Annotated in this window: 12 protein-coding genes; 9 read left to right on the top strand and 3 right to left on the bottom strand. The window is 71.7% G+C overall.

The window, feature by feature from the left end; translation table 11 throughout:
- Window positions 1-450 precede the first annotated feature (450 nt).
- On the top strand, window positions 451-2676 hold the full coding sequence (locus ABT078_RS30980) for an MMPL family transporter (RefSeq protein ID WP_351233550.1): 2226 nt from the start codon (window positions 451-453) through the stop codon (window positions 2674-2676).
- A gap of 30 nt (window positions 2677-2706) precedes the next feature.
- Here the strand turns inward: ABT078_RS30980 and ABT078_RS30975 are convergent, their stop codons facing one another.
- Window positions 2707-3072 (bottom strand): SsgA family sporulation/cell division regulator, encoded by a 366-nt coding sequence (locus ABT078_RS30975; protein WP_351233548.1) that lies wholly within the window; start codon window positions 3070-3072, stop codon window positions 2707-2709.
- Window positions 3073-3240: 168 nt separating this feature from the next.
- Between ABT078_RS30975 and ABT078_RS30970 the strand changes: the two genes are divergently transcribed.
- From ABT078_RS30970 to ABT078_RS30935, 8 genes are all read left to right on the top strand, one after another.
- On the top strand, window positions 3241-4269 hold the full coding sequence (locus tag ABT078_RS30970) for an energy-coupling factor ABC transporter permease (RefSeq protein ID WP_351233546.1): 1029 nt from the start codon (window positions 3241-3243) through the stop codon (window positions 4267-4269).
- A 1-nt stretch (window position 4270) separates the two neighbouring features.
- On the top strand, window positions 4271-5062 hold the full coding sequence (cbiQ, locus tag ABT078_RS30965) for a cobalt ECF transporter T component CbiQ (RefSeq protein ID WP_351233544.1): 792 nt from the start codon (window positions 4271-4273) through the stop codon (window positions 5060-5062).
- A complete protein-coding gene (locus ABT078_RS30960; RefSeq protein WP_351233541.1) occupies window positions 5059-5808 on the top strand; it encodes an energy-coupling factor ABC transporter ATP-binding protein in 750 nt (249 codons plus the stop codon). The genes cbiQ and ABT078_RS30960 overlap by 4 nt, the downstream gene beginning before the upstream one ends.
- The gene (locus tag ABT078_RS30955) at window positions 5805-6272 is read left to right on the top strand and encodes a MarR family winged helix-turn-helix transcriptional regulator (RefSeq protein ID WP_351233539.1); all 468 of its coding nucleotides are present in this window, start codon (window positions 5805-5807) and stop codon (window positions 6270-6272) included. Before ABT078_RS30960 ends, ABT078_RS30955 begins: the two co-directional genes overlap by 4 nt.
- A 319-nt stretch (window positions 6273-6591) precedes the next feature.
- The gene (locus ABT078_RS30950; RefSeq protein ID WP_351233537.1) at window positions 6592-7029 is read left to right on the top strand and encodes an organic hydroperoxide resistance protein; all 438 of its coding nucleotides are present in this window, start codon (window positions 6592-6594) and stop codon (window positions 7027-7029) included.
- A gap of 81 nt (window positions 7030-7110) precedes the next feature.
- Complete coding sequence (locus tag ABT078_RS30945) at window positions 7111-8271, top strand: serine hydrolase domain-containing protein (protein ID WP_351233535.1); 1161 nt, start codon at window positions 7111-7113, stop codon at window positions 8269-8271.
- 91 nt (window positions 8272-8362) lie between these two features.
- Window positions 8363-9133, top strand: a complete 771-nt coding sequence (locus tag ABT078_RS30940) for an SDR family NAD(P)-dependent oxidoreductase (protein ID WP_351233533.1) — start codon at window positions 8363-8365, stop codon at window positions 9131-9133.
- Window positions 9134-9356: 223 nt separating this feature from the next.
- Window positions 9357-9764, top strand: coding sequence for a tRNA-dependent cyclodipeptide synthase (locus ABT078_RS30935; RefSeq protein WP_351233565.1), 408 nt, complete (start codon window positions 9357-9359; stop codon window positions 9762-9764).
- A gap of 50 nt (window positions 9765-9814) precedes the next feature.
- On the opposite strand, the gene ABT078_RS30930 is transcribed toward ABT078_RS30935, so the two are convergent.
- Window positions 9815-10660, bottom strand: coding sequence for an EamA family transporter (locus ABT078_RS30930; protein ID WP_351233531.1), 846 nt, complete (start codon window positions 10658-10660; stop codon window positions 9815-9817).
- On the bottom strand, window positions 10657-11199 hold the full coding sequence (locus ABT078_RS30925) for a YbaK/EbsC family protein (protein ID WP_351233529.1): 543 nt from the start codon (window positions 11197-11199) through the stop codon (window positions 10657-10659). Before ABT078_RS30925 ends, ABT078_RS30930 begins: the two co-directional genes overlap by 4 nt.
- Between the last annotated feature and the right edge of the window lie 5 nt (window positions 11200-11204).

The raw sequence follows: 11204 nt of genomic DNA, 5'->3' as shown, positions 1-11204 counted from the left end.
GGGCCGGGGGTCCGGGGGTTGGTCCCCGGGCGGGCACTACATCGATGCGGTGGTGCTCCCGGCACTGGGTGCCCGGTGACCGCGGCCTGCTGTTCGGGCCGGGGGTCCGGGGGTTGGTCCCCGGGCGGGCACTACATCGATGCGGTGGTGCTCCCGGCACTGGGTGCCCGGTGACCGCGGCCTGCTGTTCCGGCCGGGGGTCCCGGGGTTGGTCCCCGGGCGGGCGCAGCATCGATGCGGTGGTGCTCCCGGCACTGGGTGTCCCCGCCCTCAGCGCCTGAATCCCCGCACGCTGCACCTGAATCCCCTCCAGCAGCACCTGAATCCCCTCCCCGCCACACCCGCGACACACCACCCGCAACGTCCCACCTGACGCGCACCGCTCACGTCGTCGGACTGGTCACCCCTGCCCACTTTGTGCCCCAACGACCTGAACGGGAGTCCGTACCCGTGGCCATGTTCCTGTACAAACTCGGGCGGTTCGCCTTCCGGCGCCGCCGATTCGTCGCCCTTGCCTGGGTGGCACTGCTGGCGATCGCCGGGGTCGGCGCGGCCACCGCGTCCACCGCCACATCCAGTTCCTTCTCCATCCCCGGTACGGAGGCGCAGAAGGCCTTCGACCTCCTCGAGGAGCGCTTCCCGGGCACGAACGCCGACGGCGCCACCGCGCGCGTCGTCTTCAAGGCCCCGGACGGGCGGAAGATGACCGACCCGGCCAACAAGGCCGAGGTCAAGAAGGTCGTCGCCGAGCTCAGGTCCGGTTCGGACGAGGTCGCCTCGGTGGTCGACCCGTACCAGGCCAAGGCGGTCAGCCGGGACGGCACCGTCGCCTACACCCAGGTCTCGTACAAGGTCAGCGGAATGGAGCTGACCGAGAAGACCCGGGAGGCCCTCACCGAAGCGGGCGAGGAGGCGAAGGCCGCGGGGCTGACCGTCGAGATCGGCGGCGACGCGCTCCAGACCGTGCCGGAGACGGGGGCCACCGAGATCATCGGTGTCGCCGTCGCGGCCGTCGTCCTGGTCATCACCTTCGGATCCCTCGTCGCCGCCGGACTGCCGCTGCTCACCGCGATCATCGGCGTCGGTATCGGTGTCTCCACCATCACCGCTCTCGCCAACCTCTTCGACCTGGGCTCCACCACCGCCACGCTCGCGACCATGATCGGTCTCGCGGTCGGCATCGACTACGCACTCTTCATCGTCTCCCGCTACCGCGCCGAGCTGGCCGAGGGCCGGGACCGCGAGGAGGCCGCCGGACGGGCCGCGGGGACGGCGGGTTCCGCCGTCGTCTTCGCCGGACTGACCGTCGTCATCGCCCTGGTCGGCCTCGCCGTGGTCAACATCCCGATGCTCAGCAAGATGGGCTTCGCCGCCGCCGGCACGGTCGTGATCGCCGTCCTCATCGCGCTCACCCTGATCCCGGCCCTGCTGGGATTCGCAGGCAAGCGGGTGCAGGGCCGCAAGGCCCGCAGGGCCGACGCCCACAAGCACGGCAAGGACGCCCACAAGCACGACGGGCCGGAGAGCGAGAAGCCCAACATGGGCACCCGCTGGGCCCGCTTCGTGCTGCGCCGCCCGGTCACCGTGCTGCTCGCGGGTGTCGTGGGCCTCGGCGCGATCGCCATTCCCGCCGCATCGCTGGAGATGGGCCTGCCCGACGACGGCTCCCAGCCGACCAGCACCACCCAGCGCCGGGCGTACGACCTGCTCTCCGACGGCTTCGGGCCCGGCTTCAACGGCCCGCTGCTCGTCGTGGTCGACGGTGGCAAGGCCGCGGCGGACAGCACTGCGAAGGAGATCTCCGGTCTGGACGGGGTCGCGGCCGTCACCCCGGCCACGCTCAACAAGGCCGGCGACACGGCGATGATCACCGTCATCCCGAAGGACCGGCCCAGCTCGACGGAGACCGAGGACCTCGTCCACTCCATCCGGGACGTCAGCGGCGACAACGTCCACGTCACCGGCAGCACCGCGATGAACATCGACTTCTCTCAGCGGATGAACGACGCGCTGATCCCGTATCTGGCACTCGTCGTCGGTCTCGCCTTCCTGCTCCTGATGGTGGTCTTCCGGTCAGTCCTGGTCCCGCTCAAGGCCGCGCTCGGCTTCCTGCTCTCGGTGGTCGCCGCGCTCGGCGCGGTGGTCGCGGTCTTCCAGTGGGGCTGGCTCGGCTCCCTCTTCGGGGTCGAGCAGACCGGCCCGATCATGTCGATGATGCCGATCTTCATGGTGGGCGTGGTCTTCGGCCTCGCCATGGACTACGAGGTCTTCCTGGTCACGCGGATGCGTGAGGCGTACGTCCACGGGGAGCGGCCGGGACAGGCGATCGTGACCGGCTTCCGGCACGGGGCCCGCGTCGTCACCGCCGCCGCCGTGATCATGATCGCGGTCTTCGCCGGCTTCATCGGGTCGAGCGAGCAGATGGTGAAGATGATCGGCTTCGGTCTCGCGATCGCCGTCTTCTTCGACGCCTTCGTGGTCCGGATGGCGATCGTGCCGGCGGTGCTGGCGCTGCTGGGGCACAAGGCCTGGTGGCTGCCGCGCTGGCTGGACCGGGTGCTGCCCAGCGTGGACGTGGAGGGCGAGCAGCTGCGGAAGAAGGACGCCGCGGCCGCCGCGGCCGGCTCGGACTCCGACTCCGGCTCCGGCGAGGACCGGGAGCTCGTCGGCGTCTGATCCCGGAGACCTGGAGGGTGGCCGTGTCCGTCACGACCTGGTGGCGGGCGCGGCCACTTCCGCGTATGTCCGGCGCAGGAAGCGCACGAGAGGACGCGAGTCGAACTGGACCACCGCGACGCCCTCCGGTGAATGGAACTCGACGACGACCTGCGCGCGGCCGCACGGCCAGACGTTCACATCGCCGCGGCGGGCGGGAGAGCGCAGACCGGTCTCCAGCAGTTCGCGCGGGAAGGTCCACTCGATGCCGGTCGGGAAGACGAAGCGCACGGCGGCCGGATCCTGCCCGGGGTCGTAGCGCAGGGCGACCGGTATGCGCCGGTAGTGAGGGGCGTCGTTGACGATCCGGGCCTTCGCCAGCTCTTCGACGGCAGGGCGCTCGACAGTGGGGGACATCGACCGACTCCTCACCTCGGCGTTGTTTGTTATCTAATGTCACATATTTTCCGCGTTAAGGCCTGGGCGTGGCTCTTGCTTTTGTGTAAGGCGCGCTCTTGCAACCTCTTTGCAATAGGAGGCATCATCGGACGGTTGACCAGCCCTGCCTGAAGCGGAGTCCCGCACATGCATGTTCCTGACGGATTCATCAACCTGCCCGTCTCCGCCACCGCCGGCGTCGTCGCGGCCGGTGCCGTCGCCGTCAGCCTGCGCGGGGCCCGACGGGAACTCGACGAACGGACGGCGCCGTTGGCCGGTCTCATCGCCGCCTTCATCTTCGCCGTCCAGATGCTCAACTTCCCGGTCGCGGCCGGTACCAGCGGACATCTGCTCGGCGGCGCGCTGGCGGCGATCCTCGTCGGCCCCTTCACCGGCGTGCTGTGCATAGCCGTCGTCCTGCTGCTCCAGGGCATCCTCTTCGCGGACGGCGGTCTCACCGCGCTCGGCGTGAACATCCTCGTCATGGGCGTGGTCACGGTCGTTGTCGCCTATGCCCTCTTCCGCTTGCTGGTGAAGGTGCTGCCCCGCGGCCGTCGTTCGGTGGCCGTCGCGTCCTTCGTGGCAGCGCTGGTCTCCGTGCCGGCCGCGGCCGCCGCCTTCACGCTCCTCTACGCGATCGGCGGCACGACCGACGTCCCGATCGGCACGGTGCTGAGCGCGATGGTGGGCGTCCATGTCCTGATCGGCATCGGCGAGGCCGTGATCACGATGCTGACGGTCGGCGCCGTCGTCGCCGTGCGCCCGGACCTCGTGTACGGCGCGCGCGGGCTGTCCGCCCCGCTCAAGCTGCGCGTCGGCGGCGAGCTGGTCGACGCCGAGCCCGCGTCCGCCGTCGCGCCCGTGTCCACGGGCTCCGCGCGCCACGTCTGGATCGCGGGCCTCGCCGCCTCCGTCGTCCTGGCCGGTGTCGTCTCCTTCTACGCCTCCGCGAGCCCCGACGGACTGGAGAAGGTCGCCGCCGACCAGGGCATCGACAGGAAGGTCGAGGACCACGCCGCCGCCGACTCACCGCTCGCCGACTACGGCGTCAAGGACGTCGATGACGCCAGGCTCTCCGGTGGGCTCGCGGGTGTGATCGGCGTGGGCGCCACGGTCGCGGCCGGCACCGGTGTGTTCTGGGTGGTACGCCGTCGTCGTACCGTCGAAGAGGTCTGACATGGCGCGGGACGGCGGTGCCTCCCATGCCGGAGGCCATGGGGGAGCCCACAAGCTCTACCGGCACGGAGACTCGCCGGTCCACGAGCTGCCTCCGCACTGCAAGATCGCCGCGGCGCTCGGCTTCGTCTTCGTGGTGGCCTCCACGCCGCGCGAGGCGGTCTGGGCCTTCGGTCTCTACGCCGTGCTGCTGGGCGTGGTCGCCGCCGCGGCCCGAGTCCCGGCGGCCTTCCTGCTGAAGCGGCTGCTGATCGAGATCCCGTTCGTCGCCTTCGCGCTGCTCATGCCCTTCGTGGTGCCGGGCGAGCGGACCGAGCTGCTCGGGGTCTCCCTCTCCGTTCCCGGACTGTGGGGCGCCTGGAACATCCTCGCCAAGGGGACACTGGGCGTCGCCGCCTCCGTGCTGCTCGCCTCGACCACCGAACTGCGCTCCCTGCTGCTCGGACTGCAGCGGCTCAAACTGCCGCCGCTGATGGTCCAGATCGCCTCGTTCATGATCCGTTACGGTGACGTCATCACCGACGAGATGCGGCGCATGTCCATCGCCCGCCGCTCGCGAGGCTTCGAGGCGCGCGGCGTCCGGCACTGGGGCGTGCTCGCCAAGTCCGCGGGCGCCCTGTTCATCCGCTCCTACGAGCGCGGCGAGCGGGTGCATCTGGCCATGGTCAGCCGCGGGTACGCGGGCACGATGCCCGTCATCGACGAGGTGACCGCGGACCGCGCCGACTGGGCGCGGGCCGCCGCCCCCCCGCTCACCGCTCTCGCGGTCTGTCTGCTTGGCTGGACGCTATGACGATGTCGCTGGAGGTCAAGGGCCTCGCATACGCCTACCCCGACGGCCACCAGGCCCTCTTCGGTGTCGACCTTGGCGTCGCGCGCGGTGAGCGCGTCGCGCTGCTCGGCCCGAACGGCGCCGGCAAGACGACCCTCGTCCTGCACCTGAACGGCATCCTCACCGGGGGCGCCGGCACCGTCAGTGTCGCCGGACTGCCGGTCGGCAAGCGGCACATGGCCGAGATCCGCCGCAAGGTCGGCATCGTCTTCCAGGACCCCGACGACCAGCTCTTCATGCCGACGGTCAGGGAGGACGTCGCCTTCGGACCGGCGGCGGCCGGGCTGCGCGGCGCGGAGCTGGAGGAGCGGGTGGCCATGGCGCTGCGGCGGGTCGGGATGGCGGACTACGCGGAGCGCCCCCCGCACCATCTGTCCTTCGGCCAGCGCCGGCGGGTCGCCGTCGCGACCGTGCTCGCGATGGAGCCCGAGATCCTCGTCCTCGACGAGCCCTCGTCCAATCTCGACCCGGCATCGCGCCGCGAACTCGCCGACATCCTGAGGTCGTTGGACGTCACCGTGCTGATGGTCACGCACGACCTGCCGTACGCACTGGAGCTGTGCCCGCGCTCGGTGATCCTCAGCGAGGGCGTGATCGCGGCCGACGGGCGTACGCAGGACCTGCTCGGCGACGCCGGACTGATGCGTGCCCACAGGCTGGAGCTGCCGTTCGGCTTCGACCCGCGGGCTGTGACAATGGGCGCGTGAACGAGGAACCGGCCGCCGCGGCTCCCGCGGCATCGCTGCTGCTGGACGACCAACTGTGCTTCGCGCTGTACGCGGCCCAGCGCGCGGTGACGGCGGCGTACCGCCCGCTCCTCGACGAACTCGGCCTGACCTACCCGCAGTATCTTGCGCTGCTCGTGCTGTGGGAGCGGGGCGAGATCCCGGTGAAGGAACTCGGGACGGCCCTGCGCCTGGACTACGGCACGGTCTCGCCGCTGCTGAAGCGGTTGGAGGCGGCGGGGCTGGTGCGGCGGGAGCGGTCGGAGGCAGACGAGCGTTCGGTGCGCGTCGTGCTCACCGAGCGCGGTGAGGCGCTGCGGGCACCCGCGGCGCGCGTGCCGGCGTCGATGCTGGCGAGCACCGGCATGGGCGCGGAGGACATCGCTCGGCTGCGGGACGAGCTGCACGGGCTCGCGGAGCGTGCGTCGGTGTCCGCGTCCGGCTAGGCGTTGGTCCGGCGTCCGGGTTCGGCTCGGCGTCCGGCTAGGCGTTGGTCCGGCGTCCGGGTTCGGCTCGGCGTCCGGCTAGGCGTTGGTCCGGCGTCCGGGTTCGGCTCGGCGTCCGGCCAGGCGTTGGTCCGGCGTCCGGGTTCGGCTCGGCGACGGCCGGGGCGTCTGTGACCGGTTCCGCGTCCGTGCCGGCCTCCGGCTCGCGGAACACCTGATCGACCGCATGGCTACCCCTGGGTAACAGAGCGTCCGAGGCCTCCGATACATTGCGCGCGATGTATTTGTGCGCATGCCACGCAAGCGAGGGCGGAGGACCATGACCGACCAGGACACCCGACCGACGAAGATCATGTACGTTGCGGAGGCCACCGCGCACGGCGGCCGCGAAGGCTATGTCACCAGCCACGACGGCAGGATCGACCTGCGCCTCGCGATGCCGCCCGCACTCGGCGGCGACGGCGAGGGCACCAACCCGGAACAGCTCTTCGCGGCCGGGTACAGCTCCTGCTTCCACAACGCGCTGGTCCTCGTCGGCCGCAGGGCGGGCTACGACCTCGGCCGCTCCACGGTCGCGGCGAAGGTCGGCATCGGCCCCAACAAGTCCCGCGGCTACGGACTCGCGGTCTCGCTCGCCGTTTCGCTGCCGCTCCTCGACGAGGAGCTCGCCTCGAAGCTCGTGGCCGCGGCCCACGAGGTCTGCCCGTACTCGAACGCCACGCGCGGCAACATCGACGTCTCCATCGTCCTGAGCTGAGTCCGTGACCGACCCGGAATCCGGACCCGGCCGCCCACGTTGCACCATGGGGGCAGCAGATCCGGAGAGGGAGCGTGGGGCGTGGACGTCCAGGGCACGGTGGCGGAAGGCTTCGAGCCGGTCCGGGACGCCTTCGTACGCAACTTCGAGCAGCGCGGGGAGCGCGGCGCCGCCGTCGCCGTCTACCGGGACGGCGTGAAGGTCGTCGACCTGTGGGCCGGGACGCGCGACGTCGACGGGACCGATCCCTGGGCCGTGGACACCGCGCAGGTCGTCCGCTCGGCGACGAAGGGTGTCGCCGCCGCCGTACCGCTGCTGCTGCACCAGCGCGGGCAGCTGGACCTGGACGCGCCGGTCGGGACGTACTGGCCGGAGTTCAAGGCGGCCGGCAAGGAACGGGCGCTCGTCCGGCATCTGCTGACGCACCGGGTCGGGGTGCCCGTGCTCGACCGGCCCCTCACCCCTGAGGAGGCCGCCGACGGCACCTCTGGGGCGCGGGCCGTGGCCGCGCAGGCCCCGGCCTGGGAGCCGGGCACCGACCACGGCTACCACGCGCAGACGTTCAGCTGGCTGCTGTCGGAACTCGTCCGCCGGGTCACCGGCCGTACGCTCGGCCGCTGGGTCGCCGAAGAGCTGGCCCGCCCGCTCGGCCTGGACCTCTGGGTCGGGCTGCCCGCCGAGGAAGCGCACCGCGTCGGCCGGCTCGGTCCGGTCGAGGAACCGCCCACGGCCGCGGGCGGCGGGTTGAAACTGCGACCCAAGCGGTCCGTTTCGGAGGCCTACCGCGACCCGGAGTCCCTGACCCGCCGGGCCTTCGGAGCGATCGCCCCACTGCCTGACGAGAACGACCCGCTCTACCGCGCCGCCGAACTCCCCGCGTCCAACGGCATCTCCACGGCCCGCGCGCTCGCCCGCTTCTACGCGGCGACGATCGGCGAGGTCGACGGTCATCGCCTCTTCGCCCCGGCCACCGTCACCCTCGCCCGTACCGAGGAGTCGGCGGGCCCGGACCGCATCCTCGTCGTCGGCACCCGCTTCGGCCTCGGCTACATGCTCCACGGCCCCGCCTCCCCGCTGCTCGGCCCCGGTTCCTTCGGCCACCCGGGCCGCGGCGGCTCGCTGGGCTTCGCCGACCCCGAGTCGGGCATCGCGCTGGGGTACGTCACGAACGGCATGCGCAAGGGGGTCACGGCGGATCCTCGTGCGCAGGCTCTGGTGCGGGCGGTGCGTTCGGCGACATGATCGACGGCAGCGCTGTTCCGGGGGACGCCCCTCGGACCCCGGCAGGGAGGACGGGCCGGGGCGACCGCGCCCGAGCCGGGAAGGGGACGCAATGGACCGTTTCGAGGGATACGGCGTACTGATCACCGGAGCGGGCCAGGGCATCGGGGAGGCCATCGCGCGGAGAATGGCGTCCGAGGGCGCCCGCGTCCTCGTCACCGACCTGGACGGGGAGCGTGCAGCGGCCACCGCCCGGACGATTCCGCGTGCCGCCTCCTTCCGCTGTGACGTGGCCGACCGCGCCGCCGTCGAGGCTGCGGTCACGTACGCCGTCGAGGAGTTCGGCAGCCTCGACGTCCTCGTCAACAACGCCTGCACCTGCGCCCTCGACAGCCCGCTCTTCGAGGACCAGCCCGACGACACCTGGCAGCGGGACCTCGATGTCGTCCTGACCGGAGCCTTCCGCTGCGCCCGTGCCGCGCTGCCGCACCTTGCGAAGGCGGGCGGCCGCGGCGCCATCGTCAACATCGGCTCCGTCAACGCCGAGCAGGACTTCGGCAACCACGCCTACAGCGCGGCCAAGGCAGGCCTCGCCTCGCTCACCCGCACCCTCGCGGGCGACGCCGCCCGCCGTGGCGTCCGTGTCAACCAGGTCAACCCGGGCACCGTCCGCACGCCCGCCTGGGACGGCCGCGAGGGCGATCTCGAGGTCCTCGCCGACGTCTACCCGCTGGGCCGCGTGGGCACCCCGGAGGACATCGCGGCAGCGGTCGCCTTTCTCGCCTCGTCCGACGCCTCCTGGATCACGGGCACGACGCTGCGCGTCGACGGCGGCCTGCTGGCGGTGAACACCGCTTTCATGCAGGCTCTTTCGGCCGGCTGAGCGGGAAAGCGCCCGTTCTGGACGCCCGTTGACACTTTCCATGTGCGGGCGCTGACTTCGCGGCGTCGTCGCCACACCAGGAGCACGCGGCTCCCATGGGACTAGCGACGCGAAGGACGCTTTCAGGTTGACCACTGCAACCGTCTCCGAAGGCCAGTCACTCATTCCGCCCACGAACGAGGCGGATGTCTTCCAAGTCCAGCCCTTCACTCCGCACCGCCGGGTGATCCGCGGGCGACATGCCGTGATCGGTGTCCCGCCGGGCAACAGCCACTTCTCGGTCCGGCGCGTCATCGATCTCGTCCGCTGGGGGATCACACACTTCGACCGGGTCGACTTCGTCCACACCGAGCTGCACGTGACCGAGATGTACGAGGCATCGGGCTACGACCCCGACGACGCCCGGCGCGAGGCCGTCATGAACCTGCGTGGCCCATCCGTCCTTCGGCGGCGGACAGCACAACTGCCCGGCCACCGTGCTGGGCAAGAAGCACGTCGAGATCGCGCTGGAGGTGCTGCTCGACCGGATGCCGCAGCTGCAGCTCGCGGTCCCGATCGCGCTGCTCGTCCGGTGGACCGGGTTCATGGAGCGGATCCCCGAGAGGCTCCCCGTCATGCGGTGGATGCGTGAGGCCGGCCAGCCGGGCGGGTGCCCGTGCCCCCTGTACGGGCCTCGTCCGGTCAGCCCGTCCGCAGCATCAGCCCGATGCCCACCACCATCAGCCCCGCCGCGGCGATGCGCGGGCCGCCGAAGCGTTCCTTGAAGAACAGGGCGCCTATGGCCGCGCCGACGATGATGCTCGACTCGCGCAGCGCGGCGATCGGGGCCAGGGGCGCGCGGGTCTGGGCCCACAGGACCAGGCCGTAGGCCGTCATGGCGAGCACGGCGCCGAGGAGGCCGCGGGCCGCGTGCGGGCGCAGGGCAGGGAGCAGGGCGCCGCGGTAGCGGTGGTAGGTGTAGGCCGGGACGAGGACGCCTTCCAGGATCATCAGCCAGGCGATGTAGCCGATCGCCGAGCCGGAGGCGCGGACTCCGATGCCGTCGACGACCGTGTACGCGGCGATGGAGAGGCCCGTCGCGAGCGCGGCCAGCAGTGCGGGCCAGTGCGGGCGCGAGTCCCGGATGCCCCACACGGCCACGCCGACCAGGCCGCAGGAGGCGACCGCGACACCTGTCAACTGCCAAGCGCTCAGGGCCTCGTCGACGAAGACGGTCGCCAGGACTGTCACCACGAGCGGCGCCGTGCCGCGGGCGATGGGGTACACCTGGCCGAAGTCGCCCAGCGTGAACGACCGCATCAGCAGCATGTGGTAGCCGATGTGCAGCAGCGCCGACACGATCAGGTACGGCCACGCGGCGGCGTCGGGCAGCGGGGCGAAGCAGGCCAGCACCGCACCGATCACCGCCGCCCCGCCCATGATCAGGGTGAAGGCGATCAGTTTGTCCTCGATGTGGTGCGCGATCGCGTTCCAGCTCGCGTGCGTGACGGCGGCGATGAGGACCGCGGACGCGACGAGAAGGCTCACGCCGTGCGCTCGCGCACGTCCACCAGCGTGGCCCCCGCGTGGGCGATCAGGGACTTGGGGTCCAGCGGGAACACCGCGTGCGGCGTGCCGGCGGCCGCCCGGACCACGGAGTGGTCGAGCACCCCGCGGTCGGCCGGCACCCGCGTCCTCGTGCGGTGCCCGAAGGGCGGCACGCCGCCGGTCGCGTACCCGGTCGCCTCGCGGACCAGGTCCGCGTTCGCCCGCTTGACGGCCGACGCGCCCAGCTCGCGCCGTACCAGCTGCACGTCCACCCGTGAGGAGCCGTCCATCAGCACCAGCGCCCCTCCCCCAGAGCCTTCGGCCTGGGGGGACCCCCATGCCTCGAAGATCAGCGACTTGACGATCTCGCTGACGTCGCAGCCGATCGCGGCGGCCGCCTCGGCGGCCGTGCGCGTGGCGTCGGGGAAGCGGCGTACCTCGACCTGGAGGCCCAGCTCGCGCAGGGGCTGGGGGTCCCCCCACGCCCCCAGGGCGCAGGGGGAGAATCGGGGGTGGGCGTGGGTCTCGGGAGTGGTCATGGCCC

The sequence above is a fragment of the Streptomyces sp. NPDC002133 genome (assembly GCF_040296405.1).
Lineage (GTDB): Bacteria > Actinomycetota > Actinomycetes > Streptomycetales > Streptomycetaceae > Streptomyces.
The sequence above is the reverse complement of the archived record's forward strand: the minus strand, read 5'-3'. Positions and strand labels throughout refer to the sequence as shown.